Source organism: Aestuariibius insulae, from assembly GCF_040783535.2.
Lineage (GTDB): Bacteria > Pseudomonadota > Alphaproteobacteria > Rhodobacterales > Rhodobacteraceae > Aestuariibius > Aestuariibius insulae.
On record NZ_JBFONW020000003.1, the window covers coordinates 243960 to 267145 of the forward strand.

Sequence of the window (23186 nt, forward strand, 5' to 3'; positions counted from 1 at the left end):
TTTTTATCTTTTTCCGATCGACCAGTCAGGATATCGCGGACACTTGTCGATTGCCCTTCCAATCATAGATTCTTGCTATTGGTTTAAAGGGTCATGGAATTACGCCAACTTCGCTATTTCGTGGCCGTTGCCGATTCAGGCAGCATCAGCGCGGCGGCGCGACAGTTGGGCGTCTCTCAACCAACGATAAGCGAACGTATTCGCGCGCTCGAAGACCGGCTGAACACAAATCTCTTCGAAAGGCATGCGACTGGCATGCAGATGACGTATGCTGGCCACCAGCTGCTAGGCACCGCCCGCCGGATCATCTCCGATCTAGAAAAGGCGTCGAGCTTCGCGGAGCGCATCGCACGCGTCGAAATGGGCAGCCTATCGATCGGGTTCTATACGTCTTTGGTTTGTGGTCCGATCCGGGAGGTCCTGCGGGCGTTCCATGTCGAGGCGCCGGAGGTCACGTTGGAGCTACACGAGGGGAGTCCTACCGATCTCTTGGCGAAACTGCGCGCCCGCGAACTCGAACTGATCCTGACGGTCTTGGAGGTGGAAAACTCCGATCTGGAAGTTCAGGCGCTTTGGGACGAGGGGCTCATCGCAGCCCTGCCAACGCACCACCCCCTTGCGAATAATCAAAGTCTTTCCTGGGCAGATCTGCGAGATCAGCCCATCGTCATTCGAACCTGGGCGAGTGGCTCTATGCCCTATGGGATGCTGGCACCTCGGATTGCGCCGAATGGCTATATCCCGACGCGAGAGCATTTCGTGTCGCGCGAGTCGCTGCTGGCTCTGGTCGGCATCGGCGCAGGCATAACTGTTCTCGGGGCGTCGGCTGCCGAACTGTCTATCCCCGGGGTCGTGTTCCGACCGATCGTGGACGAGAATGCCACCGTTCCGGTGTGCGCGATCTGGCTCGTCGGCAACGAAAACCCCGCGCGGGGCCGCTTTGTCTCCATGGTCCGGGACTGGCGGCCGCAGAGGGATGCAAACGCGTCCTAGCTGCCAGATGTCGTTTTAAGCACGGGCGGTGATGGATTTTCCCGCTTTCTTCTCCGTCGCTTTCGCTTGTTCCTTGCGCAGCTTCGCGAAGCCGCGATCGGTCACCATGAACCGCGCCAGCATGGGCGCGATGATCTGTGCGGCGCTCGCGTCCTGCCCGGTCTCCCGCGAGAGCACCTCAGCATAGGCGATGAGATCACGATGCACGGCAGCGGGGAGTTCGACGGTGAGTTTCACCGGCTTGTCGTCCACCAGCGGTCCGAGTTTAAGCTTAGCCATCGCTCACTCCCTGAGCGGTTCGAGGACGAGATCGCGGGTGACGATCACCCGGACCGGCGTGCCGGGACGGATCGAGATCACCGGCGGCACGTCGAGCTCGCGTTGGACGACCTGCTCGCCGATCCGCCCGATTGTCTGCTGGCCGCTCTCGCGGATGGCCTCGGCGATCTCGTCCTCGTCGTCGCGTCCGAGCTCGCCCGCGAGCGCGATCAGCGTCGCGAGCCCGGCGGCGCGGACCGCCCCGCCCCAATTGTCCTCGACGCGGTCCTGCAGTCCGGCATAGCCCTGACGGTCGGCGCCCGGCAGGCGTTCGAGCACGATCGAGCGGCCGCCCGGCAGGATCAGCCGGGTCCAGACCACGAGGACACGTCGCTGCCCGGCGCCGATCTCGGCATCATAGGTGCCGATCAGCCGCGCACCCTGGGGCACGAGGAGATAGCGGCCGGTGGGGCTGTCATAGACCGCCTGGGTGACCTGCGCTGTGATCTGGCCGGGAAGATCGGAGCGCAGACCGGTCATGAGCGCGGCGGGGATGATTGTCCCGGCCTGGAGGAGGAAGGGGCTTGCGGGGGGTGCGACGCGGTCTGGGCTCACCACGCGCCGATCGACGGGGGCGTCGAGGAAGGCCTGGCGGCGTTCGGTGGCGGTCGGTTCGGATTGCGGCTGCTGGCCGGCAAGGTCCGGGAAGGCGGTCGCGGACGGGCCTGATGCAATACTTGGCGCGGGGGCCGTCCCGCCACCGCTCGTCCGCGCGAAGAGCGAACTGGTCCGAGCCGCCTCCATCTCGGCGCGCCGGGCCTGTTCGGCCGGATCGAGCGGTTGTGGCTGGATCACCGGCGGCGTGATCGGCGCGCCCTGTTCCTGGGTGCGCAGGATCGGTCGGCCGAGATCGCCGGGAAGCGGCGGACCGAGGCGGGGGATGTCGCTGTAGTCGCGTGGGAGCTGGGTGAGCTCGTCCGCCGTGGGCGGGTTGTCGGTGCGGTAGAGCTCGGTGGGCGCCTCGCCCTCGCGGGTCTGCAGCGCGACGAGCAGCACGGCACCGAGTGCGAGCGCGACCACGGCGGCGCCGGTGCCCAGCACCCGTCGCGAGAGCCGTACGACGCGCGGCGGATCGGGCCGGAGCCGCATCTCGGCGGCGATTGCCGTCTCGATCTCGCTCCGGGTGCTATCGGCGACGCTCATGACTTGCCTCCGCTCGGCGCGTGGCGGGTGATCAGCGGCGGCGTGTTGCGGCGCATGATCTGTACGACCTGCTGGGCGTCGCCGCTGCCGAGCCGGAGCTCGGCCGCGGCGAACAGCCGGTCGACGATGAGCACGTTGCGATAGACCCGCGCGTTGACGATCTCCGGCGTGCCGTCGGCGCCCAGCACGAAGAGCGGCGGCATCTCGCCCTGCACGATCCCGCGCGGGAAGGTGACGTAGACCCGGCGGCCATCGTCGTAGACCTGCCGCGGCCGCCAGGGCGGATCGTCGCCCGAGAGCGCGTAGCGGTGGTTGCGGTGCGAGAGCGGCGGGAGGCTCGGCTGCGACGGGACGGCCGCCGTTGCACCTCGCCGAGCCCGGTCTTGCGGATAGTACCAGGCGACCGAGGGCATATGCGTCTCTTCGCTGGAGACCAGCTCGAGGTGATAGGTTCGCCGGTCGGTGTTGAGGATGAGGTTGGTCTCGATATCGGGGCGGGTCGGCTTGACGAGGACATGGACCCGAGCCCAACGGCCGGAGCCGCTTATCGTGTCGCCGATGATCCAGCGCGCCGTGTCACCGGCAGCGATCGGACCCTCGCCCACCAGCCGCTCGCCTGGATCGAGCGCGATCTCGGTGACCTTTCCGGGCGAGGCATAGACCCGATAGAGCGCGCCGGGCGAGAAGTGGTAGACCTGAACGGCGTTGAAGTAGCCTTGCCGCCGTGGCTCGATCCGCGCGGCTTCATTGGCGGCAGACACGCGCGCGAGCGGCGTCGCCGCATCGGCCGCGCCGCCCCGAGACGGTGTGACGATGGGTGGGCGATGCAGCGGCTCCGGGCCAGTGTCGACCGGGATCGTCGGTGGTTCGGGCAGCGGCGGGACCGAAGCGTCGTAGTCGATCTGCGGCGGCTTGGTGGCGCAGGCCGAGAGGACGACTACAAGGCAGAGAAGCGAAGCGATGCGGTGCGGCCGTCTCATTCCCCTAGCTCCCGCGACCAGTCGAGGGCGTGGACATAGATCCCGAGCGGGTTCTTCCGCAGCCGCTCGGCATCGCGCGGCGGCTGCACCACGATGGTCAGGATGGCGGTCCAGCGCTCGGTCCCGGCGAGCTGACCGTTCACGTAGCGCCGTTCGGACCAGGCGACGCGGAACGAGCCGGGTGAGGCGCGGATGACGGAGGAGACGTCGACCGAGACCTGCTCCTCGCCGACCCGCGCGAAGGGATCGCGGGCGCGGGCGTAGTCGTTGAGTGTGAGCGCGCCCTGGTCTGTGGTGAAGTCGTAGGCTTCGAGCCATTGCTGGCGCAGCACGATCGGATCAGCGGGAATGGCGCGGACGTCCTCGACGAAGCGCGCGAGATGCCAGGCGAGTTGGGCGTCGGTCGGCTCGAAGCTGCCATCGGCGGGCGCCACGATCCGCGCCTCACCCAGCCTGTCGACCTCCACCACCCAAGGGACGATGTCACCCTGGACCGATTGCCAGACGAGCGCGCCCGCGAGTGCGGCGACGAGGCCGAGCTCGCCGAGCGCCATGAGCCGCCAGTTCCGCGCCTGGACGCGGGCCGACCCGATGCGGTCGTCCCAGACCTGGGCGGCGCGCTGGTACGGGGTCTCGGGCTCAGGGGTCTTGCCGTAGGCGGTGCTGGGACGCTTGAACATCTCTCTCACTCCTTGAGGCTGACGGCGGTGCCGGACCCGCCGCCGTCGCCGGAACGCAGGGCATGCGCGACGGTCGTGGTGCCGTGGCTCAGCGCCTGGCCGCGCTTCATGCGCCGCGCCCAGGCGGGCGGTGCGGTGGCAGCGCCACCGGCAGTACGGGACGTGGCGGCAGTCGGTGCCGGCCCTCCGGCGGCGTGCGATCCGGCCTGGCCGCCCGCGACGAAGCTTTCCTTGAGCGATCCAGCCGCCCGGCGCAGCGGCGAGGTGGCGGCGGAGGCGCCGGCCTTGGCGACCCCGAGCGTGCCGCCCGCGGCCGAACCGGCCATCGAGGAAGCGCCTGACGCGCCGGTGCGATAGGCGCCCGCCGCACCGCCTGCCAGTGCGGCACCACCGCGTGCTCCGGCCCCTGCGGCGCTCGCCCCCATGCGCAGGGCTGCCCCACCGGCCATGCCCGCGCCGCCGATGGCGAGACCGGTGCCGACGGCGGCGCCCGCGCCGAGCTGCGGCCCGCCGGAGATGAGCCCGTTCGCGATACCGGGACCGAAGATGCCGAGGCCCAGGAGCGCCAGCGCGGCGAGCACGATCGCCATGGCGTCCTCTATCGTGGGCGTGGCGTCGCCGAAGCCCGCGGTGAACGCACCGAAGAGGGTCGATCCGATGCCGATGATGACGGCGAGGACGAGGACCTTGACGCCAGAGGCGACGACATTGCCGAGCACGCGCTCTGCGAGGAAGGCGGTCTTGCCGAAGAGCCCGAAGGGGATGAGGACGAAGCCCGCCAGCGTCGTCAGCTTGAACTCGATCAGCGTGATGAAGAGCTGGATGGCGAGGACGAAGAAGGAGAGCAGCACAACACCCCAGGCGAACATCATCACGAGGATCTGCACGAAATTCTCGAAGAAGGAGATATAGCCCATGAGATCGGCGATGCTCTCGAGGAGCGGCCGACCCGCCTCGATGCCGACCTGCGCGACGCGGCCCGGCTGCAGGAACTCGGCCGGGGTGACGCCGCCGCCCGCGGCCTGGAGCCCGAGCCCGGCAAAGCTCTCGAAGACGATCTCCGCGAGCGCGGTCCAGTTGCCGATGATGTAGGCGAAGAAGGCGATGAAGATGGTCTTCTTCACGAGCCGGGCCAGGATGTCGTCATCGGCGCCCCAGGCCCAGAAGAGCGCGGCCAGCGTCACGTCGATGACGATGAGCGTCGTGGCGAGGAAGGCGACCTCGCCGCCGAGCAGGCCGAATCCGGAATCGATATAGGAGGTGAAGACCTGGAGAAAGCGGTCGATGACGCCGGTGCCGCCCATGGCTCAGCCCTCCGGCTCAGGGATTGGGGTTGGAAGCGCTGGCGTTGGTGCTCGTTCAGTCTCCCGCTCCGCGATGCCGAGGAACCGCCTTCGGGTCTCGGCCCAGAGCGCGAGGCAATCCGCGTCCTCCAGCGCCGCGTCGACGAGATCGCGGCAGCGCCGCAGCTCAGCGCGCCGCGCTTCCTCCCGGCCAGCCTCCACGCCAGGAGAACCCGGCCGGACCTCGGATAGGAGGCGGTCCGAAGGTCCGGCCGAGCCGCCACGCCAGACGACTACGCTCGCAGCGGTCAATGCCGCGGCGAGGCCTATCGCGGCGATCTGTTTGAGGGTGCGGGACATAGAAGCGCTCAGTCCGATCCGAACATGGTGACCCGGGTCGGCTGGTAGCCAGCGCCCGGCGCGAGGAAGCGGCGCAGCTGCTCGCGGGCCTGTTCCTGGCTCGCGGCCTGCCGGGCCTGCTCCAACGCCTCGGCCCGGCCCTGCGCCGCCATGAGCGCAGTGAGGTCGGCGAGCTGCTGCGATTGGAGCGCCACGAGTTGGTTGCCGGCCTGGGCGGCCTGGAGCGCGCCGGTGGCGTTCTGGCTGCGGGTGACAAGCTCGGCCATGGCCTGCCGGGTGCCGTCGATGTTGCCGACGACGGAGGCCTGGACCTTCAGAGCGTCCTCGAACCCGGCGACGGAATTCTGCCAGCGACCCCGGGCCCCGGCGAGCAGCTCCGGATCGCGCGCGCCCGCAATCCCGTCGCGGTAGTCCTGTGCGAAGGCGTCTTCGATGGCCGAGACGTCATAGGCGATGCGCTGCGCCTCGCCGAGGAGCGCTTGCGTGCGCTGCACCGATTGCTGGAGCTGCCCCAATGCGGAATGCGGCAGGCTGGCGAGGTTGCGCGCCTGGTTCACCAGCATCGCCGCCTCGTTCTGGAGCTGGGCGATCTGGTTGTTGATCTGCTCCATGGCCCGCGCGGCCGAGAGGATGTTCTCGGCGTGGTTCCGGGGATCGTAGACGATTCCGCCAAAGCCGCCGCCGAACAGACCCGCCTGAGCGGGCGATGGGGCGATCGCTGTTGCCACGGGCGCGGCGATCATCGACGCGGCGATGAGCGCGCTATGGATGGTCCTGAGTCGCATCTTTCTTCTCCTTCGTGATGGTGGGATCGGTCGAGGTGCTGGCGCGCTCCGAGGAGTTTGCCAAATCGTCGGAAGCGGATTGGATGTCGGGTGCGTCGTCAGCGTCGAATGCTGCGTCCGGTGCGGGCTTGCTGATGGGCGACGACTCCGCCGAGGTATCCGTCTCGGGATCAGCCTCAATGGTTGGGTCCGTGTCCGCCCGCACCGGCACCTCCGGCAGCATCTCCGCCGCCCAGCCGAGGCCGCGATGGCGCAACCAGGTCGCGCCAAACCCCTCCCGGCCCCGCTCATCCACGATCTTCGTGATGGCGGCCTGGTCGGCCTTCGACGAGGTGGCGCAAAAGGCCAGCGCCACGTCCGAGAGCCCGAGCTCGAAGAGTCGGTTGCCTCGGCGCGACTGGCAGTAATAGTCCCGCTTCGGCGTGGCCTGGGCCAGGATATCGATCTGCCGGGCATTGAGCCCGAAGCGACCGTAGATCGCGGCGATCTGCGGCTCGAGCGCGCGCTCATTGGGCAGGATCATCCGGGTGGGGCAGCTCTCGACGATGGCCGGTGCGATGGCGCTGGCATCGATATCGGCCAGCGACTGCGTGGCGAAGATGACGGAGGCGTTCTTCTTCCGGAGCGTCTTCAGCCACTCCTTGAGTTGCGCGCCGAAGGTCGGATCGTCGAGCGCGAGCCAGCCCTCGTCGATCAGGATCAGGGTCGGCGCGTCGGTGAGTCGGCCCTCGATCCGGTGGAAGAGATAGGCGAGGACCGAGGGCGCGGCCGCCGTGCCGATCAGCCCCTCGGTCTCGAAGGCCTGGACATCTGCCTCGCCGAGTGCCTCGGCCTCGGCATCGAGCAACCGCCCCCAGGGCCCGTCCAGCGTATAGGGCTGGAGCGCCTGCTTGAGCTCGGTCGATTGGAGAACGACCGAGAGGCCGGTGAGCGTCCGCTCCTCTTCCGGCGCCGAGGCGAGGCTGGTCAGCGCCGACCAGATCAGGTCGCGATACGCGGGCCCGATCTCGACGCCTTCGCGTCCCAAGAGTCCTGCGATCCAGCCCGCCGCCCAGATGCGCTCGGCCTCCGCGTCGATCCGCGCGAGCGGCTGCAGCGCGACGGGAGCCGCGTCCTCGCCCGAGAGCGCCCCGCCGAGATCGTGCCAATCCCCACCCATGGCCAGCGCCGCGGCGCGGATCGAGCCGCCGAAGTCGAAGGCGAAGACCTGGGCGTTCTCGTAGCGGCGGAACTGCAGCGCCATGAAGGCCAGCAGCACCGATTTGCCCGCCCCGGTGGGCCCGACGACAAGCCCGTGGCCGACATCGCCCACATGCGTAGAGAAACGGAACGGCGTCGCCCCGGCCGTCTGCGCGTGGAAGAGCGGCGGGCCGTCAAGATGGTCGTTGCGCGCGGGACCCGCCCAGACCGCCGAGAGCGGGATCATATGGGCGAGGTTCAGGGTCGAGATCGGCGGCTGGCGGACGTTGGCGTAGAGATGGCCCGGCAGCGATCCGAGCCAGGCCTCGACCGCGTTGACGCCCTCCCGGATCACCGTGAAGTCGCGGCCCTGGATCGCCTTCTCGGCCACCCGCAGCCGCGCGTCCGCCATGCGTGGATCGGGGTCCATGACGGTCAGGGTCGCGGTGACATAGGCCCAGCCCGCGAGATCGGCGCCGAGCTCCTGCAGGGCTTCATCGGCATCCACCGCCTTATTGGCCGCGTCGCTGTCCAAAAGTGTCGAGGCCTCGTTGGTCATGACCTCCTTGAGGATCGCGCCGATCCCCTTGCGCTTGGCGAACCACTGGCGGCGGATGCGGGTGAGGAGCCGGGCGGCATCGGTCTTGTCGAGGCAGATGGCCCGGGTGGACCAGCGATACGGAAAGGCCAGCCGGTTGAGATCGTCGAGGATCCCCGGGAAGGTCGCCGACGGAAACCCGACAATGGAGAGCGTACGTAGGTGATGCTCGCTCAGCCGCGGCTCCAGCCCGCCCGCGAAGGGCGTGTCGGCGAGCAGCGCGTCGAGATGCATCGGGATCTCGGGCACCCGGACACTCTGCCGGATCGGCGAGATGCAGGCATGGAGATGGGTCAGCGTCTCGGCGTCCGAGAGCCAGGCGGCCTCGGGAAAGACGCCCTGCAGGAGGTCGAGCAGCCGGTCAGAGCGATCGACGAAGGCGGCGAGTTGGTCCTTAGCGCGCGATCTGTCCTCGTGCTCGCGGCCCTCGTAGAGCCAGCCCTCGGCGCGCGACGCGTCCTCGGCGGGCGGCAGCCAGACCACGGTCAGGACATAGCGGCTCTCGTAATGTGCAGACTCCTCTTCGAACTGCGCCTTGCGCTCGGCCTCGAGCAGCGCCGAGACAGGATCGGGAAAGGCGCTCTCCGGATAGGCATTGGCGGGCAGCCGCACGGCCTCGGCGAAGAGCGTCCAACCCGAGCCCAGTCGCCGCAGCGCACCGTTGAGGCGGGCGGCCGCCGCGACCAGTTCGGCCTCCGTCGCGGAATCGAGGTCCGGGCCGCGGAACCGCGCCGAGCGTTGTAGAGAGCCGTCCTTGTTGAGAACGACGCCCTCGGCAATCAGCGCCGCCCAGGGCAGGAAGTCGGCGAGGAGGCGCGGCCGCTTGCGATACTCGGCGAGGTTCAGCATCGGCGCCTCATGTCCCGAGCCAGGCCGGGTAGCGCAGGTGGCGCCGCACGACATCTACGAAGGACGCGTCGCGCTTTGCCGCCCAGACCGCGGCGAGATGGCCCACGAGCCAGATCAGCAGGCCCACCATCCAGAGCCGCAGGCCCAGCCCGACCGCGGCGGCGAGCGTGCCGTTGGCGATGGCGATGGTGCGCGGCGCGCCGGCCAAGAGGATCGGCTCGGTCAGCGAACGATGCACCGGCGCGAAGAAGCCGGAAACGGGGTCGGCGTCGGTCACGAGATCACCACCCCGCCGCCGAAGGAGAAGAAGCTCAGGAAGAAGCTCGAGGCCGCGAAGGCGATGGAGAGCCCGAAGACGATCTGCACCAGCCGCCGCGCCCCGCCCGACGTATCGCCGAAGGCCAGCGTCAGCCCGGTGATGATGATGATCATCACCGCGATGATCTTGGCGACCGGTCCTTCGATGGACTCCAGGATCGCCTGCAGCGGCGCCTCCCAGGGCATGTTGGACCCGGCCGCATAGGCGGGCGCGGTCCAGATGGTGAGCGCGAGGGCCGAGATCGCGGCGGTGAGGTGAGAACGAAAGGTCATGAGGGGGCTCCGGAGGCTGCGATGAGGGGGATGAGGGCGTAGTCGCCGGTGGCGGTAAGACCGGTGACGGAGGCGAGCTCCACGAGGCGCCGTTCACTGCCGCGGCCTTCGAGGACGGCGATGACATCGATGGTCTCGGCGATGAGGGGGCGCGAGACCGTGACCACAGCCTCCTGGATCAGCTGTTCGAGCCGCCGCAGCGCACCGAGCGCCGAGCCCGCATGGATCGTGCCGATCCCGCCCGGATGGCCGGTGCCCCAGGCCTTCAGGAGATCAAGGGCCTCAGGCCCACGGACCTCCCCGATGGGAATGCGATCAGGCCGCAGCCGCAGCGAAGAGCGCACGAGGTCCGAGAGCGAGCAGACCCCGTCCACGGTCCTGAGCGAGACGAGGTTCGGCGCGGCGCATTGCAGCTCGCGCGTGTCCTCGATCAGGACGACTCGATCAGAGGTCTTTGCGACTTTCGCAAGCAGCGCGTTGGTCAGCGTCGTCTTGCCGGTCGAGGTGCCGCCAGCGACGAGGATGTTGGCGCGGGACGCGACGGCGGCGCAGAGCGCCTCGGCCTGCCGCTTGTCCATGATCCCGGCGCGGACATAGTCCTCGAGCCGGAACACCGCGACGGCGGGCTTGCGGATCGCGAAGCTCGGCCCCGCAACCACCGGCGGCAGCAATCCCTCGAAGCGCTCGCCGGTCTCCGGCAGCTCGGCCGAGACGCGTGGGCTGCCCGCATGCACCTCGGCGCCGACATGGTGCGCCACGAGGCGGATGATCCGCTCGCCGTCCGCAGGCGACAGCGTGTCGTTGGTCGGCGTGAGGCCCGAACTCAGCCGGTCGAGCCAGAGGCTCCCGTCCGGGTTGAGCATAACCTCGACCGTCTCGGGATCGTCAAGGAAGCCCGCGATCGCCGGCCCCAGCGCCGTGCGCAGCATCCGCGCGCCGCGGCTCGACGTCTCGGATCGGACAGGATGGATCGACATGTGCGTCCCCGTGATCTGGGCCGGGCGCAAGAGCGCGTCCGGCGTGCAGGGACGATTACAGAAGGCAGGAAACAGGCTCGATCAACAGCGGGTTGCGGGTGGGAGAGCCGTGGCGTGGAAAGGCAGGGAAACGGCGGCATGGCGTGTTCTGGCGTGGGGCGTCAGTCGAGCGGGCGGCAGGTGTTCCGGATGAGTTTAGACCCGGACAGCATGGTGTTCTAGAATCTAGAAAAAGCCCATCTGGGACAGTGAAAGTGTTTCATCTAGCCGTGTCAGTGGCCTGCACCTCAACGGCACATCAGTGAAAGCGCATTGAAAGCTTCCGCACCTGACGTGGTCGAGTTGACGGCTCGCTTCGGCGATGACAACATTGGTTGTCATGTTGATCCCGTCTGATTTCTCCTCCGAGCAGCAGGCCGCCCTTCGCCTGGGTGACGAAATCAGCCGATGCCATCACCGGCTCGTCTCACTGCTAGAGCAGTTGCATGTGGACGTGGCTGTCCCGGCATCGAGCCGCGCGATCCTGCGACTTCTGATCGCCCGCGATGCGCTGACCGTGCCAGAGATCGCGCGCGAGCGGGCCGTGTCGCGCCAGTTCGTACAGAAGATCGCCAACGGTCTGATCGCCCAGGGCTACGTTGCGACCGCGCGCAACCCTAAGAGCCGCAAATCGCCGCTGCTCACGATCACCGAGGAGGGGCTGCGGCTCCTGCGGACGATGTACGCGCGCGAGGCACAACTCCTGTCGCGGGCGGTGGAGGATACGGACGCCACAGTCGCCGCGCTCGATGCGTGCCGCACGACGTTGGAAGCCCTGCGCGGTTCCATGGACGGGATGCTGGACGATGGTGGGGCTGGGCGATTATGACGCGCTCGGTCCGATCTACTCGGCGCCGGCTCGCCGTTCGGCGGTGGTTCCCTCGGGTCGGCGCGACGGCGATCCTGCTCGTCTTGCTCATTCCCTTGGGCCTAACGCTGCCGAGCTGCAGCGGAACGCCGGACATGGCAGTCCCGGAGCGCCCCTCCGTCCGGATAGAGCGTGACCGCTGGGGCGTGCCCACGGTGCATGGAGCCGCCGATGCCGACGTGGCATTCGGCGTGGCGCTCGCCCATGCCGAAGACGATTTCCGCTCGATCCAGGAGACCCTACTTGCCACCCGATCGCGACTCGGCGCCGTCACGGGGGTGGAGGGCGCGCAACTCGACTATCTCGCGCAGCTCCTTGACGTCCGCGACACTGTGGAGCGCGGCTACACGTCGCTCGACACAACCACGCGAGAGCTGGCCGAGGCCTATGCGGATGGGCTGAACCTCCATGCCACGCGTGATCCGGACGGCGTCCTCCACTGGGGTCTGTTCCCGGTGCGGGGCGAGGACGTAGTGGCCTCTTTCGTCCTCCTGTCGCCGCTCTTCTTCGGCCTCGACCGCACAGTTGGCGCGCTTTACGCGGGCGATCCCCTCCCGCCCGACGCGTCCGCCGCCACAACCGAGCGGTCGCGCGGCTCAAACGCTTTCGCGCTCGCCCGGTCTCGCTCGGCGGATGGCGCGACGCATCTCGTGCTGAACTCGCATCAGCCGTGGGAGAGCACGGTAGCGTGGTACGAGGTGCGCGTCCGAAGCGAGGAAGGGCTCGCGTTCAACGGCGCGCTGTTTCCCGGCGCGCCAATCCCGCTCAACGGCCACAACGCGCATCTGGGCTGGGCAAACACGATCAACCGACCCGACCTGATCGACGTCTACCGGCTCGTCACCGACGCGGGCGGGGACCGCTACCGCCTCGACGGCGAATGGCGGTCGTTCGAGCGCCGCCGCATGTGGCTGCGCGTGCGCTTCGGCCCGTTTACCGTTCCCGTGCCGCGCACAATCGAGCGCTCGGTCCACGGGCCGGTGCTGCGCAACGCGGACGGCGTCTTCGCGCTACGCTACGCGGGCATGGGCGAAGTCCGGCACCTCACGCAGTATCACCGCCTCGCCCGGGCGACCTCGCTGGACGCGTGGATGGACGCGATGCGTATCCGTGCCGTGCCCGCAACGTCGTTCATCTACGCGGACGGGCGGGGCAACATCGCCATGCTCTACAACGCAGCCTTTCCCGAGCGCGCGGATGGGTTCGACTGGCGCGCCGTTCTGCCCGGCGACACGTCCGCGGCGATCTGGACGAAGCTTGCCCCCTTCGAGGCGCAGCCCTTCCTGCTGAACCCGGCATCGGGTTTCATCGCCGCAGCCAACAACACCCCGTTCCGCGCGGCGGGGCCGGGCAGTGAACTGGACCCGACCGCCTTCGATGACAGGCTCGGCATCGAGCGGGTCGAAACCAACCGGATCGCGCGCGCCCTGCGGCTGCTTGCGGCCGACCCGTCGATCACGGAGGCCGAACTCGAAGCGATTAAGTACGACACCGGATACGAGCGCGAGACCCTGCTGGGTAGCCAGATCGCGGAGGTCATGGAGATCAAGACGGACGACCCCGCCCTGCGCGCTGCCGGTGACCTCCTGCGCACCTGGGACTGGGATCAGGACGGTGAGGGCGCCGCCGACGCGCTCGCCGCCTTGGTGATCGCGCCCTTCAACCGCGCGAACTACCGCGGCCTGCCCGAACCCGATGCCGCGGCGGTCCTGCGCGAAGCGGTCGATCACCTCCAGATGCATTTCGGTCGGCTCGACCCGCCCCTGGGCGAACTTGTCCGCCTACGGAGAGGAGCGGTCGACCTACCGCTGCACGGATCGCCCGATGCGCTTCGTGCGATCGGGTGGGAGGCGGCCAAGGACGGACGGCTCGTCGCCGACTTCGGGGACTCGTTCCTGATGTTCGTGAACTGGTCAGAGGAGGGCACGGTCGCGTCCCGGTCCGTCCAGCCCTTCGGCCAGTCCGCCGATCCGGCGTCGGCGCACTTCGCGGACCAGGCCGGGATGTTCTCGGCGCGGCAGACCAAGCCAGTGCCCGGACCGCCGTGAGGCCGTTTCTGGGCGCTGTCGCGGGGGTATGGCCGGGCAGAACCGCCTACTGCCCCTTCCGGACGACACCATCCTCCCCGCCCTCATGATCGCTTGCGCAATGCGCGTGGTCGGCCAGCGTCTCGATCACGCGGCACTCCGCGACGGCCCCGCCCTCGTTCGCATGGGCGCAGCCCTCGACCATGCGGATCAGCTCGCGGCGCAGCCCCTCCAGCCGCGCGATCCGGCCCTCGACATCTGCGAGATGCCGGCGCGCGATGACGTCGGCCCGGTCGCAGGGGCGCTCGGGGTGGTCCGCGAGGTCCAGAAGTTCGCGCGTAGCGTCGAGCGAGAAGCCGAGGTCGCGTGCGTGGCGCAGGAAGCCCAGCCGCCGCCGGGCGGCCGCGTCGAAGAGGCGCTGATTGCCCTCGCTGCGCGCGGCGGGCGGCAGGAGGCCAATCTTCTCGTAGTGCCGTACGGTGCCCACGGCGATCCCGGTCTCGCGGGCAAGCTGGCCCACGGTGAAGCGCTCCGTCATCATTTTTCCTTTGTCCAAGTCTACATCGGGGCTTGAAGCTACAACCGTTGTAGCCCCTACCTGTGGTCCCGAACAAGATTCGGGAGACGATCATGAGCGATGGATGCTGCGGGCACGGCCCCGAGATGAAGGACGCCTCGGCCCCGTTCCGACGCGCGCTCTGGGCGGTGATCGCGATCAACGCCACCATGTTCGCTGTCGAGATGACGGCCGGAGCGCTGGCGGGCAGCCAAGCCCTCAAGGCCGACGCGCTCGACTTCGCGGCCGACACCGCGACCTACGCGATCAGCCTCGCGGTGCTGGGGGCGTCGTTGCGCGTGCGCGCCACGGCGGCGCTGGCCAAGGGCGCGAGCCTCGCGCTGATGGGCCTGTGGGTGTTCGGGTCGACCGTCTGGGCCGCGCTCGGGCCGGGCCTGCCGGACGCCCCGGTGATGGGCGTGGTGGGGCTGCTGGCGCTCGCGGCGAACCTCGCCTCGGTCCTGCTCCTCCTGCGCTTCCGCGACGGCGACGCGAACGTGCGCTCGGTGTGGCTGTGCTCACGCAACGACGCCATCGGCAACGTGGCCGTCGTGGCCGCCGCCCTCGGCGTGTTCGGCACCGGCACGGCCTGGCCGGACCTCGCGGTCGCGGGGATCATGTCGGCGCTGTTCCTGTCGGCATCGGTCTCGATCCTGCGGCAGTCGATCGGGGAGTTGCGCGAGACGCGAGGTGCCGCGGACGGCCACGAGGCCCACGGGGCGGAGCAGCACCCATGACGACGCAAGAGAACCACGCGCTCCTCCGCCCGACCCCGCTCCTCGACTTCGGCCACCCGTCGATCCGCGACCTGATCGCCGCGCGGGGCTGGGCCGACCTATCTCCCTTCGAGCGGATCGGCGCGGCTTACGACTTCGTGCGCGACGAGGTGGCCTTCGGCTACAACCGCGACGACGCGATCCCGGCCTCGGCCGTGCTCGTGGACGGCTACGGGCAGTGCAACACCAAGGCGACGCTTTTGATGGCGCTGCTGCGGGCCCTGGGCGTCCCCTGCCGCCTGCACGGCTTCACCATCCACAAGGCGCTCCAGCGCGGCGTGGTCCCCGAGGTGGCCTACCGCATCGCACCTGAAGAGATTCTGCACTCCTGGGTGGAGGTCGAGTGGGACGGGCGGTGGGTGAACCTCGAAGGGTTCATCCTCGACGCGGCCTTTCTCGGGGCGCTCCAGACGGAGTTCGCGGGACGGTCCTCACTCTGCGCCTACGGGGCGGGAACGGACTGCCTCCAGACGCCGGACGTCAAATGGTCGGGCGGGAACACCTACATCCAGCGCACCGGCATCGCGCGCGACCTCGGTCTCTACGACGACCCGGACGCCTTCTATGCCGAACACCGGCAATCCTTCGGCCTCGTGCGGGGGCTTCTCTATCGACATGTCGTCCGGCACTGGATGAACCGGCGCGTGGCCAAGATCCGGCGGGGGCGGGTGCCCACGATCCCGGGCGGAGCGGACCATCACGGGCCGACGCTCGCAGGCCGCTTGGCGGGAGAGCGTTGATGGGCGCCGGACACGATCATTCTCACGACTATTCCGGCCATTCGCACCGCCCTACGCTGTCGGCCGACGATCCGCCCGAGGCGCTGTGCTCCAAGGAGCGGGCCATCGCCATCGCCGCCCTGCTGACGGGCGGGTTCATGGGGGCGGAGGTGGCGGGCGGCCTCGTCTCGGGCAGCGTCGCGCTGCTGGCAGACGCGGCGCACATGCTGACGGACTTCGCCTCGCTGGTGCTGGCGTGGCTCGCCTTCCGTCTCGCCCGCCGTCCGGCGGACTGGAAGCGGACCTACGGCTTCGACCGCTTCTCGGTGCTGGCGGCCTTCGTGAACGGCGTGACGCTCTTCGCCATCGCCGTGTGGATCACCTGGGAGGCCATCGGACGCCTGCGAGATCCGCACGAGGTGCTAGGCGGGTTGATGCTTTGGGTCGCGGTCGGCGGCCTCGTCGTCAACATCCTCGCCTTCTGGGTGCTCAGCCGCGTCGAGGGTGATAACCTCAACGTTCGTGCCGCCGCGCTGCACGTGATGGGCGACCTCTTGGGGTCGGTGGCGGCGATCGCGGCCTCGCTCGTCATCATCTGGACGGGCTGGACACCGATCGATCCGATCCTGTCGGTGTTGGTCGTGCTGCTGATCCTGCGCTCGGCTTGGGCCGTGGTGAGGGAAAGCGGGCACATCCTGCTAGAGGGCGCGCCCGCGGGCTTCGACGCGCGTGCCGTTACAGCGGACCTGGAGGCGAACGTCCCCGGCGTCGCACGCGCCCACCACCTCCACGCGTGGTCCATTACGCATGAGCGCCCCATGGCCACGCTGGAGGTCGACCTCGCCCCCGGCGCGGAACCGGATACGGTGCGCCGCGCGGTCAAGGATCGCGTGCGCGAGACGACAGGAATGGAGCATGTCACGGTGGAGGTGGCGAGGCCCGGCGCACACTGACCTCACCCATCGCGGCGGCGCCCCAGCTCGCGGTAGAGAGCGGGAGGCGTGACACCGATCCAGTCGGCGACGCCAGCCCAGCCGCCCGTTCCGGGTGGGCCGTGCAGGTCGAGATAGGCATCGAGCCGGTCGCTGAGCCGTCGGAGGCGCAGCACCTCGACGCGGGCGCGCAGCGCCTGGACGGCATGGGCGGTCTGGGCGAAGGCCGCCGCCGCTGGAGAGGTCCCGATCCAATCGCGCAGTGCGGCGGCCGGAAGCACGGCGAGGCGCGCGTCCAGATCGCAGACGGCGTCGCAATGGGTCGTCTCCGCCCAGAGCGAGGCCGGGGCGACGGTCTCGCCCGGTCCGGCACGATGAAGCGTGAGCGCCCCACCGTCGGTCAGCATACGGCGCAGAGCCACGCGGCCCTCCCGGACATGGAAGACGTGCCGCACCGGATCCCCGCGATGGAACAGAATCGCACCGCCGGAAAGCGTGCGTTCGGGCGCGGCGGCGAAGGCGTCATGGAATGCGTCGAACATGATCGCGATCATGTCCGATGGGTGGACCCGCATGCAATAAGAAGCCCGATCAATCACGCGGATGCCAGCCATGCCTTTCATGAGAACCCCCCTTGCGATCCTGCTTCTCGCCACTCCGGTGATGGCGGAAGACGTCTCGAAGCATTCCCCCTATGCTGGAGAGCAAGCGCGCGAGATCGCAACTTTGTCCGCCGACGACCTCGCCGAACTGGCCGAGGGCGGGGGATGGGGCCTGGCGCGGGCGGCCGAGTTGAATGGCGTGCCAGGACCGGCGCATCTGCTGGAATTGGCGGACGAGATCGGGCTCGATGCCGGTCAACGGACCGCCGTCGAGACGATCCGCGACAAGATGCGCGCCGATGCCATCGCCGCGGGCGAGCGCTTCGTCGCTGCCGAACGCGCGCTGGACGCCGCGTTCACGGGGTCCGTCCCGGACGCCGCGGCCCTCGAACGCCTGGTCCGGGATGCGGGCGTCGCGCGGGCGGAACTGCGGCTGGTGCATCTATCGGCCCATCTGCGGACGACGCCCCTGCTGACGGACGAGCAGGTCGAGCGATACGGCGTGCTGCGGGGCTATGCCGACGATCCTTGCGACGCCGTGCCCGAGGGCCATGACCCGGAGATGTGGCGGCGCCATAACGGCTGCGGGTGATCCTCAGCGTTCCGTGACGGCGGGGCGCGGCGACCCGTCCCTTGCCGCTGATCCATACCCTAGGTAGGTATGACGCGTGCTGCGCTTGGTCCTCTCCCTCTTACTCGTCGTGCTTCTGGCCGCGACGACCGCCGCCTCGGCGGCGCATGGTGGCGCGCACGGCGTGCCCAGCGAACGGCATGACGCCATGTCGATGGATGGTGACCACGATGCTCACGAGGCCGCCTTGGCCGAATGCTGCGACGCCGTCGGGGCGCAAGGTGGTGCGGGCTGTCTCCTGGACGTGACCGCACCGAATGCGCCCATCGTCCTTTCCGGCACGGCGCACATTCTTCGCGCCTTACCCGCCGACATCATCTCGACACGCGGCGTCTCCACCGCCGTCCCGACCGGTCCTCCGAAGGTCTGAGCGCCGCCCCGCCGGGGCCTTCCGCTCCAACCTGACGACAAGGACCGATCCCATGACCACCCGACGCGACTTCCTCGCCCTCTCCGCCGCCGCTCTGTCGGTCGCGGCCCTGCCCGCCCGAGCGGCCGTACCAATGCACGTCCACACTGCGCCCTCCTGCGGCTGCTGCCATGCCTGGGCCGATCTGGCCCGCGCGCGGGGCTACGCCGTCACCGTCTCGGAACTGACCGACCCGCAAGCCGAGAAGGCTGCGCTTGGCGTGCCGCTGGAGCTGGCCTCCTGCCATACCGTCGAAGCCGAGGGCTACGTCTTCGAAGGCCACGTTCCCTTCGAGGCGCTGGAAGCCGTGCTGCGCGACCGCCCCGACATTGCAGGCCTCGCCGTGCCGGGGATGCCGATGGGTTCGCCCGGCATGGGCGATGATCCAAGCGCGCGCTACGACGTAATCGCCTTCGGCGGGGATGCGGGTGCGGGGCGGGTGTTCTACCGCGCGGGCACGCCCGAACCCTTCGCGGGCTGACATGCGCCGTCTCGTGCTGATCGGCACCGGCGGGCTCGCGCTGGCCGCGGCTGCGGCCCTTCTGCTCCGGCCCGCCGGGGCGGAGGGGGTGCGGCTCGCGCCCGGCGATGTGGCGGTCGTGGCGCAAGGCGCGGAGGTCTATGCCGTCGAGTGCGCCGCCTGCCACGGTGCGTCGCTGGAGGGGCAACCAGATTGGCGCAGCCCCGGCCCGGACGGCCTGCGGCCCGCGCCGCCGCACGACGCCTCGGGCCACACATGGCACCACGACGACGCCACTCTCTTCGCGCTAACGAAGCACGGGCTCGCGGGGCTCATGGAGGACGCGCCGCCATCGGGCATGCCCGCCTACGAGGGCGTGCTGACGGACGACGAGATCGTCGCCGTGCTCTCCTACATCAAATCGACCTGGCCCGACGACGTGCGGGCCCGTCACGACGCCATCAACGACAGGGCCCGGCCATGACCGCGCCAGGAGGAAGACCCATGATCCGATCCACCATCCTCGCCGTGCCGCTCGCCATCCTCGCGACCGCAGCCGCTCCCCACACCAAGGCTGAAGGCACGACCCCCGCCGACGGCGCGATCGTGGCCGAGGTGGAGATGCTGCACATCGCGTTCGACGCGCCCATGCGGGTGATCTCCGCCGCGCTGACACACGACGGGACGGAGGTCACCATCGAGCGCGAGACGGGTATGGAGCCGGTGGAGGCGTTCCACGCCGTGCCCACCGCGCCCCTCGCCCCCGGCACCTACCGCCTCGACTGGCGCGGCATGGCCGATGACGGGCACCCGATGCAGGGCGGTTTCGGTTTCACCGTTTCAAAATGACAGGCCTCGCTCCCATCGACGCACTGGCGCTGCTGGCGGTCGGCGCGAAGGCCGCGGGATATGTGGCGGCGCTGCTGGCCATGGGGGGCGTCCTTTTCGTCGCCACCTTCCGCCGGACCACGGACGCCGATGTCCTGCGCCTCGCCCGGCGGCTCGCGGCGGGGGCCGCGCTGGTCGGCCTCGCCGTGCTGGCCGCGCGCTTCGGCATCCGCGCCGCGCGCATCTCCGGCATGGGCTGGGAGGGGGCGACGGACCCGACCATGCTCGGCTTCGTCTGGCAGAGTCCGCTGGGCGCCGCCGCCATCTGGCGCGGGCTAGGCGAGGCGGCAATCCTTGCCGTGCTCATACCGGGGTTCGGCCTGTGGCTCGCATTCGGCGGGGCCGTTGCGGTGGCCGTGTCCTACGCGCAGGTCGGGCACAGCCTGGGGGATCCGCGCGCCGCTCTGGCCATGCTGCTCGTCCTGCACCTGCTCGCCGCCGCCTTCTGGGTCGGCGCGCTCGCCCCTCTCCACCGAGCCGCGGGGAATGTCGGGGGCGCTGCGCTTCTTCACCGCTTCGGAGTCGTTGCGCTCATGATGGTCGCTGTATTGGTGGTCGCAGGAACGGCGCTCGCCTGGCTTCTGTCCGGCTCACTCTCGGCCCTGTTCGGCACCGCCTATGGCTGGACGCTGCTCGCGAAGGTTGCCGTGGTGGCGCTGCTCCTCGGCCTCGCCGCGCTCAACAAGCTACGCCTCGTCCCCGCGCTCGCGGCGGACGATCCGTCCGCGCCGTCTGCCTTGCACCGGTCCATCGTGTTCGAAGGCGCAGCCGTGATCCTCATCCTCCTCGCGACTGCCACGCTCACAACCCTGACCACGCCGCCCGTGAACCTCTGATCCCGGAGCTTGCCATGCCCCTTACCCGACGCACCCTTCTGGCTACCGCCGCTTCCACCCTCGCCGCCCCGGCCCTGCCGCGCTTCGCATGGGCCGACGATACGCCGATCCTGCGCGCGGCGCCCGCCGTCGCGCAGATCGCGCCCAAGGGCTACGGCACGACGCCGATCTGGTCCTATGGTGGCATGATCCCCGGCCCCGAGGTCCGCGTGCGCGCCGGAGAGCGGGTCCGGCGGCGCTTCGTCAACGACCTGCCGCAGCCGTCAGCTGTCCACTGGCACGGCATCCGCATCACGAACGCGATGGACGGCGCGGCGGGCTTCACGCAGGACCCGGTCCCGCCTGGCGGCACGTTTGGCTATGACTTCGTCGCCCCTGATCCCGGCACCTACTGGTATCACGCGCACGCCCGGTCCTGGGAGCAGGTGTCCCGCGGCCTCGCCGGACCGCTGATCGTCGAGGAGGCCGAAGTCTGGACCGGGCTGGAGGGGGCCGCGACTCGAGAGGCGACGTTGATGCTCGCCGACTGGCGCTTGCAGGAGGACGCCGCGCTGCACGAGGCCAGCTTCGGTGACTTGCACGACTGGTCCCATGCCGGACGGCTTGGGAACACCGTGACAATCAATGGGTCCATCGACGCCGCCATTCCGGTTCGGCGAGGCGAGCGGCTGCGGCTTCGCCTCATCAACTCCGCCACGGCACGGGTGATGCCGTTGCGCCTGCCGGGGCTCTCACCGGTGCTGATCGCCCTCGACGGCCACCCCGTCGCGCTGCGGGCGGCTGAAGAGATCGTTCTCGCCCCCGCGCAGCGCGCCGACGTGGTGGTAGACGTGTCCCCCGAGATGGATGCGCCGCTGCCGATCCTGATGGACACGGGCCGGGATGAATGGATCGAGATCGGCGCCCTTGTCGACGGCGGCGAGACACCGTTGCCGCCGCAGGACGGCCCCGTCCGCGCGCTGCCCATGACGATGGATCACGCGCTCGGCCTCACCGCCCCGCAGGAGGAGGTGCTGCGCATGGAGGGCGGCGCGATGGGCGGCCTGCGTCGCGCGCATCTCGGTGGCGTGGACCGCGACTTCCGCGAACTGGTCGCCGCCCGGCGCGTCTGGGCCTTCAACGGCGTCGCGGGGGACATGGACGCGCCCGCTTTCCGTGCCGCGCTCGGGCGGACCGTGCGGATGCGCCTCGTCAACGACACCGCCTGGGCTCACGGCATCCACCTGCACGGGCATCATTTTGAGGTGCTGTCGCGCGGCGGTCGTCCGGACCCGCATCGGGATCGCCGCGACACCGTTCTGGTGATGCCGGACGAGCCGGTGGAGATCGCCTTCATCGCCGACAACCCCGGCCGCTGGCTGCTGCATTGCCACATGCTTGGCCATCAGGCCTCCGGGATGCTGACCTGGTTCGAGGTCGGGTGAGCGGTGTGGCCGCTGTTCGCAGGGATCGCCTTCGGGGGCGCGACGATCGGTCTGCTGCGCGCGACGGGCATGGATCGGGACCGCGCGACCGGGCCGCTCCTCCTCGCCGCGATCGCGCTGTTCTATCCGGTCTTCGCCATCGAGAACGGGACCGGATCGGAGATCGCGCTGCACGTCATCATCGCAGCCGCCTTCCTTGGGGCCGCGCTGGCGGGCCATTCGCGCGGTCTAATCGTTGTAGCCATCGCGATGATCGGACATGGCGCCTTCGACATCGCCGCGCACGTCCTGTCGGACGGTCCCGCCCCGCGATGGTGGGGGCCATTCTGCCTCGGCGTCGATGTGGTTCTAGCCGTGTGGCTTCTGATCGCGCGGCCGTGGTGACGGGAAGGCTAGCCCCGCGCCTTGTCGAGAAGCTCCAGAAGCTCGGTGAACTTGGCGCGCTGGTCGTCCCGGTCGTCCGAAGCCAGCGCGTCCTCGATGCAGTGGGAGGCGTGGTCCTCGATCACCAGCTTCTCGACGCCTTTAAGGGCGGCGCGCACAGCGGCGATCTGCGTCAGCACGTCGACGCAGTAGCGGTCCTCCTCGACCATCCGGGCGATGCCCCGGACCTGGCCTTCGAGGCGCTTCAGGCGCTTGAGCGCGGCATCCCGGTTCTCGTGCATGACCGGACCCTATTCGGAGAAGGGAAGGCAGTGAAGTGCCGCCCGGCGGAACAGACCACCTACCAATTATGTTAAGATACCCTAATGGGGTATATGGAGACCCAATGAAGACCCAAGAACACCACGGCGGGTCCTACGCCCGCTTCGCCGCCATGATCGCGACCTCGACGGTCGTGATGTACGGGCTGATGTATCTGAACACCTACGCGCTGGACCACGTGTTCTTCAGCCAGACGCGCATGTGGATGGCGCTCTACATGGGCGCGGTCATGGCCATCATAATGCTCGCCTTCATGCTGGGCATGTATGCCAACCGGATACTGAACCTCGCGATCTTCGCCGGCGCGGCCATCGCCTTTGGCCTCTTCCTTTACATGGTGCGCAGCCAGGACACCGTGGGCGACGTGGCGTGGATGAAGGCCATGATCCCGCACCACTCCATCGCCATCATGACCTCCGAGCAGGCGAACATCTCCGACCCCCGCGTGCGTGCGCTGGCCGACGCGATCATCGAGGCGCAGCGCTCCGAGATCGCGGAGATGAAGCGCTACATCGCCGACGTCGAAGCGAACGGCGACGCCGCGCCCGGCACCCCCAGAACCAAACCCTGATCCGAAG

29 protein-coding genes are annotated in these 23186 nt (G+C 69.2%); 15 read left to right on the forward strand and 14 right to left on the reverse strand.

The features are described from left to right. Positions 1 to 93 precede the first annotated feature (93 nt). Positions 94 to 993, forward strand: a complete 900-nt coding sequence (locus AAD018_RS10195) for a LysR family transcriptional regulator (RefSeq protein ID WP_367315948.1) — start codon at positions 94 to 96, stop codon at positions 991 to 993. 15 nt (positions 994 to 1008) lie between these two features. Here the strand turns inward: AAD018_RS10195 and AAD018_RS10200 are convergent, their stop codons facing one another. Genes AAD018_RS10200 through trbB form a run of 11 tightly spaced genes read right to left on the reverse strand, consistent with a single transcriptional unit; the run spans position 1009 to position 10688 of the window. After that, complete coding sequence (locus tag AAD018_RS10200) at positions 1009 to 1272, reverse strand: DUF2274 domain-containing protein (protein WP_367315949.1); 264 nt, start codon at positions 1270 to 1272, stop codon at positions 1009 to 1011. Positions 1273 to 1275: 3 nt separating this feature from the next. Then, the gene (locus AAD018_RS10205; RefSeq protein WP_367315950.1) at positions 1276 to 2454 is read right to left on the reverse strand and encodes a TraB/TrbI/VirB10 family type IV secretion system protein; all 1179 of its coding nucleotides are present in this window, start codon (positions 2452 to 2454) and stop codon (positions 1276 to 1278) included. Next, positions 2451 to 3434 carry a P-type conjugative transfer protein TrbG gene (gene trbG / locus AAD018_RS10210; protein ID WP_367315951.1) on the reverse strand — a complete coding sequence of 328 codons (984 nt, stop codon included), beginning with the start codon at positions 3432 to 3434 and terminating at the stop codon, positions 2451 to 2453. Before trbG ends, AAD018_RS10205 begins: the two co-directional genes overlap by 4 nt. Beyond that, positions 3431 to 4114 (reverse strand): conjugal transfer protein TrbF, encoded by a 684-nt coding sequence (gene trbF / locus AAD018_RS10215; protein WP_367315952.1) that lies wholly within the window; start codon positions 4112 to 4114, stop codon positions 3431 to 3433. The genes trbG and trbF overlap by 4 nt, the downstream gene beginning before the upstream one ends. A 5-nt stretch (positions 4115 to 4119) precedes the next feature. Further along, positions 4120 to 5418, reverse strand: a complete 1299-nt coding sequence (gene trbL, locus AAD018_RS10220; protein ID WP_367315953.1) for a P-type conjugative transfer protein TrbL — start codon at positions 5416 to 5418, stop codon at positions 4120 to 4122. A gap of 3 nt (positions 5419 to 5421) precedes the next feature. Continuing rightward, entirely contained in the window at positions 5422 to 5757 is a 336-nt protein-coding gene (gene trbK-alt / locus AAD018_RS10225) for a putative entry exclusion protein TrbK-alt (protein ID WP_367315954.1), read from the reverse strand. 8 nt (positions 5758 to 5765) lie between these two features. Continuing rightward, a complete protein-coding gene (gene trbJ / locus AAD018_RS10230) occupies positions 5766 to 6542 on the reverse strand; it encodes a P-type conjugative transfer protein TrbJ (protein WP_367315955.1) in 777 nt (258 codons plus the stop codon). Continuing rightward, the gene (trbE, locus tag AAD018_RS10235; protein ID WP_367315957.1) at positions 6520 to 9168 is read right to left on the reverse strand and encodes a conjugal transfer protein TrbE; all 2649 of its coding nucleotides are present in this window, start codon (positions 9166 to 9168) and stop codon (positions 6520 to 6522) included. Before trbE ends, trbJ begins: the two co-directional genes overlap by 23 nt. A 7-nt stretch (positions 9169 to 9175) precedes the next feature. Next, positions 9176 to 9445 carry a VirB3 family type IV secretion system protein gene (locus AAD018_RS10240; RefSeq protein WP_367315958.1) on the reverse strand — a complete coding sequence of 90 codons (270 nt, stop codon included), beginning with the start codon at positions 9443 to 9445 and terminating at the stop codon, positions 9176 to 9178. Then, entirely contained in the window at positions 9442 to 9759 is a 318-nt protein-coding gene (locus AAD018_RS10245; RefSeq protein WP_367315959.1) for a TrbC/VirB2 family type IV secretion system protein, read from the reverse strand. Before AAD018_RS10245 ends, AAD018_RS10240 begins: the two co-directional genes overlap by 4 nt. Continuing rightward, the gene (gene trbB / locus AAD018_RS10250; protein WP_459382421.1) at positions 9756 to 10688 is read right to left on the reverse strand and encodes a P-type conjugative transfer ATPase TrbB; all 933 of its coding nucleotides are present in this window, start codon (positions 10686 to 10688) and stop codon (positions 9756 to 9758) included. Before trbB ends, AAD018_RS10245 begins: the two co-directional genes overlap by 4 nt. A 409-nt stretch (positions 10689 to 11097) precedes the next feature. Between trbB and AAD018_RS10255 the strand changes: the two genes are divergently transcribed. Both AAD018_RS10255 and AAD018_RS10260 read left to right on the forward strand, forming a co-directional pair. Beyond that, positions 11098 to 11604, forward strand: a complete 507-nt coding sequence (locus AAD018_RS10255; protein ID WP_367315961.1) for a MarR family winged helix-turn-helix transcriptional regulator — start codon at positions 11098 to 11100, stop codon at positions 11602 to 11604. A gap of 134 nt (positions 11605 to 11738) precedes the next feature. Next, positions 11739 to 13691 carry a penicillin acylase family protein gene (locus AAD018_RS10260; RefSeq protein ID WP_367315962.1) on the forward strand — a complete coding sequence of 651 codons (1953 nt, stop codon included), beginning with the start codon at positions 11739 to 11741 and terminating at the stop codon, positions 13689 to 13691. Between the two features lie 46 nt (positions 13692 to 13737). On the opposite strand, the gene AAD018_RS10265 is transcribed toward AAD018_RS10260, so the two are convergent. Further along, a complete protein-coding gene (locus AAD018_RS10265; RefSeq protein ID WP_367315963.1) occupies positions 13738 to 14211 on the reverse strand; it encodes a MerR family transcriptional regulator in 474 nt (157 codons plus the stop codon). Positions 14212 to 14300: 89 nt separating this feature from the next. Here AAD018_RS10265 and AAD018_RS10270 point away from each other — a divergent pair, with 89 nt between their 5' ends. The 3 genes from AAD018_RS10270 to AAD018_RS10280 are packed head-to-tail and all read left to right on the forward strand — an operon-like array spanning position 14301 to position 16674. Further along, positions 14301 to 14963, forward strand: coding sequence for a cation transporter (locus AAD018_RS10270; RefSeq protein ID WP_367315964.1), 663 nt, complete (start codon positions 14301 to 14303; stop codon positions 14961 to 14963). Further along, a complete protein-coding gene (locus tag AAD018_RS10275) occupies positions 14960 to 15742 on the forward strand; it encodes a transglutaminase-like domain-containing protein (RefSeq protein ID WP_367315965.1) in 783 nt (260 codons plus the stop codon). The genes AAD018_RS10270 and AAD018_RS10275 overlap by 4 nt, the downstream gene beginning before the upstream one ends. Further along, positions 15742 to 16674: a cation diffusion facilitator family transporter gene (locus AAD018_RS10280; RefSeq protein ID WP_367315966.1), complete on the forward strand. Its 933-nt coding sequence runs from the start codon at positions 15742 to 15744 to the stop codon at positions 16672 to 16674. The genes AAD018_RS10275 and AAD018_RS10280 overlap by 1 nt, the downstream gene beginning before the upstream one ends. A 2-nt stretch (positions 16675 to 16676) precedes the next feature. Here the strand turns inward: AAD018_RS10280 and AAD018_RS10285 are convergent, their stop codons facing one another. Beyond that, positions 16677 to 17276, reverse strand: coding sequence for a Crp/Fnr family transcriptional regulator (locus AAD018_RS10285; RefSeq protein WP_367315967.1), 600 nt, complete (start codon positions 17274 to 17276; stop codon positions 16677 to 16679). Here AAD018_RS10285 and AAD018_RS10290 point away from each other — a divergent pair. The 8 genes from AAD018_RS10290 to AAD018_RS10325 all read left to right on the forward strand — a co-directional run bounded on the left by AAD018_RS10290 (position 17275) and on the right by AAD018_RS10325 (position 22287). After that, the gene (locus AAD018_RS10290) at positions 17275 to 17847 is read left to right on the forward strand and encodes a Spy/CpxP family protein refolding chaperone (RefSeq protein ID WP_412005249.1); all 573 of its coding nucleotides are present in this window, start codon (positions 17275 to 17277) and stop codon (positions 17845 to 17847) included. The genes AAD018_RS10285 and AAD018_RS10290 overlap by 2 nt on opposite strands. Before the next feature lie 76 nt (positions 17848 to 17923). Then, a complete protein-coding gene (locus tag AAD018_RS10295; RefSeq protein ID WP_367315969.1) occupies positions 17924 to 18256 on the forward strand; it encodes a hypothetical protein in 333 nt (110 codons plus the stop codon). 52 nt (positions 18257 to 18308) lie between these two features. Beyond that, positions 18309 to 18776: a DUF411 domain-containing protein gene (locus AAD018_RS10300; RefSeq protein ID WP_367315970.1), complete on the forward strand. Its 468-nt coding sequence runs from the start codon at positions 18309 to 18311 to the stop codon at positions 18774 to 18776. A 1-nt stretch (position 18777) separates the two neighbouring features. Next, positions 18778 to 19239, forward strand: a complete 462-nt coding sequence (locus tag AAD018_RS10305) for a c-type cytochrome (protein ID WP_367315972.1) — start codon at positions 18778 to 18780, stop codon at positions 19237 to 19239. Positions 19240 to 19259: 20 nt separating this feature from the next. Beyond that, complete coding sequence (locus AAD018_RS10310) at positions 19260 to 19604, forward strand: copper resistance CopC family protein (RefSeq protein ID WP_367315973.1); 345 nt, start codon at positions 19260 to 19262, stop codon at positions 19602 to 19604. Further along, positions 19601 to 20479 (forward strand): CopD family protein, encoded by an 879-nt coding sequence (locus tag AAD018_RS10315; protein ID WP_367315974.1) that lies wholly within the window; start codon positions 19601 to 19603, stop codon positions 20477 to 20479. Before AAD018_RS10310 ends, AAD018_RS10315 begins: the two co-directional genes overlap by 4 nt. A gap of 14 nt (positions 20480 to 20493) precedes the next feature. Next, the gene (locus AAD018_RS10320) at positions 20494 to 21903 is read left to right on the forward strand and encodes a multicopper oxidase family protein (RefSeq protein ID WP_367315975.1); all 1410 of its coding nucleotides are present in this window, start codon (positions 20494 to 20496) and stop codon (positions 21901 to 21903) included. A 3-nt stretch (positions 21904 to 21906) separates the two neighbouring features. After that, positions 21907 to 22287, forward strand: a complete 381-nt coding sequence (locus tag AAD018_RS10325) for a hypothetical protein (protein ID WP_367315976.1) — start codon at positions 21907 to 21909, stop codon at positions 22285 to 22287. Between the two features lie 8 nt (positions 22288 to 22295). On the opposite strand, the gene AAD018_RS10330 is transcribed toward AAD018_RS10325, so the two are convergent. Continuing rightward, positions 22296 to 22568 (reverse strand): metal-sensitive transcriptional regulator, encoded by a 273-nt coding sequence (locus AAD018_RS10330; protein ID WP_367315977.1) that lies wholly within the window; start codon positions 22566 to 22568, stop codon positions 22296 to 22298. Positions 22569 to 22672: 104 nt separating this feature from the next. Here AAD018_RS10330 and AAD018_RS10335 point away from each other — a divergent pair, with 104 nt between their 5' ends. Further along, positions 22673 to 23179, forward strand: a complete 507-nt coding sequence (locus AAD018_RS10335) for a DUF305 domain-containing protein (RefSeq protein ID WP_367315978.1) — start codon at positions 22673 to 22675, stop codon at positions 23177 to 23179. The last annotated feature ends 7 nt before the right edge of the window (positions 23180 to 23186 follow it).

Coding starts and splice junctions, on each gene's coding strand:
- AAD018_RS10195 (WP_367315948.1), top strand. CDS start 94: ATGGAATTACGCCAACTTCGCTATTTCGTGGCCGTTGCCGATTCAGGC.
- AAD018_RS10335 (WP_367315978.1), top strand. CDS start 22,673: ATGAAGACCCAAGAACACCACGGCGGGTCCTACGCCCGCTTCGCCGCC.
- AAD018_RS10315 (WP_367315974.1), top strand. CDS start 19,601: ATGACAGGCCTCGCTCCCATCGACGCACTGGCGCTGCTGGCGGTCGGC.
- trbG (WP_367315951.1), bottom strand. CDS start 3,434: ATGAGACGGCCGCACCGCATCGCTTCGCTTCTCTGCCTTGTAGTCGTC.
- trbK-alt (WP_367315954.1), bottom strand. CDS start 5,757: ATGTCCCGCACCCTCAAACAGATCGCCGCGATAGGCCTCGCCGCGGCA.
- AAD018_RS10310 (WP_367315973.1), top strand. CDS start 19,260: ATGATCCGATCCACCATCCTCGCCGTGCCGCTCGCCATCCTCGCGACC.
- AAD018_RS10320 (WP_367315975.1), top strand. CDS start 20,494: ATGCCCCTTACCCGACGCACCCTTCTGGCTACCGCCGCTTCCACCCTC.
- AAD018_RS10285 (WP_367315967.1), bottom strand. CDS start 17,276: ATGAAAGGCATGGCTGGCATCCGCGTGATTGATCGGGCTTCTTATTGC.
- AAD018_RS10330 (WP_367315977.1), bottom strand. CDS start 22,568: ATGCACGAGAACCGGGATGCCGCGCTCAAGCGCCTGAAGCGCCTCGAA.
- trbL (WP_367315953.1), bottom strand. CDS start 5,418: ATGGGCGGCACCGGCGTCATCGACCGCTTTCTCCAGGTCTTCACCTCC.
- AAD018_RS10275 (WP_367315965.1), top strand. CDS start 14,960: ATGACGACGCAAGAGAACCACGCGCTCCTCCGCCCGACCCCGCTCCTC.
- AAD018_RS10305 (WP_367315972.1), top strand. CDS start 18,778: ATGCGCCGTCTCGTGCTGATCGGCACCGGCGGGCTCGCGCTGGCCGCG.
- trbB (WP_459382421.1), bottom strand. CDS start 10,688: ATGCTGCGCACGGCGCTGGGGCCGGCGATCGCGGGCTTCCTTGACGAT.
- trbF (WP_367315952.1), bottom strand. CDS start 4,114: ATGTTCAAGCGTCCCAGCACCGCCTACGGCAAGACCCCTGAGCCCGAG.
- AAD018_RS10205 (WP_367315950.1), bottom strand. CDS start 2,454: ATGAGCGTCGCCGATAGCACCCGGAGCGAGATCGAGACGGCAATCGCC.
- AAD018_RS10255 (WP_367315961.1), top strand. CDS start 11,098: ATGACAACATTGGTTGTCATGTTGATCCCGTCTGATTTCTCCTCCGAG.
- AAD018_RS10270 (WP_367315964.1), top strand. CDS start 14,301: ATGAGCGATGGATGCTGCGGGCACGGCCCCGAGATGAAGGACGCCTCG.
- AAD018_RS10200 (WP_367315949.1), bottom strand. CDS start 1,272: ATGGCTAAGCTTAAACTCGGACCGCTGGTGGACGACAAGCCGGTGAAA.
- AAD018_RS10265 (WP_367315963.1), bottom strand. CDS start 14,211: ATGATGACGGAGCGCTTCACCGTGGGCCAGCTTGCCCGCGAGACCGGG.
- AAD018_RS10290 (WP_412005249.1), top strand. CDS start 17,275: ATGAGAACCCCCCTTGCGATCCTGCTTCTCGCCACTCCGGTGATGGCG.
- AAD018_RS10245 (WP_367315959.1), bottom strand. CDS start 9,759: ATGACCTTTCGTTCTCACCTCACCGCCGCGATCTCGGCCCTCGCGCTC.
- AAD018_RS10300 (WP_367315970.1), top strand. CDS start 18,309: ATGACCACCCGACGCGACTTCCTCGCCCTCTCCGCCGCCGCTCTGTCG.
- AAD018_RS10260 (WP_367315962.1), top strand. CDS start 11,739: ATGGCAGTCCCGGAGCGCCCCTCCGTCCGGATAGAGCGTGACCGCTGG.
- AAD018_RS10280 (WP_367315966.1), top strand. CDS start 15,742: ATGGGCGCCGGACACGATCATTCTCACGACTATTCCGGCCATTCGCAC.
- trbE (WP_367315957.1), bottom strand. CDS start 9,168: ATGCTGAACCTCGCCGAGTATCGCAAGCGGCCGCGCCTCCTCGCCGAC.
- trbJ (WP_367315955.1), bottom strand. CDS start 6,542: ATGCGACTCAGGACCATCCATAGCGCGCTCATCGCCGCGTCGATGATC.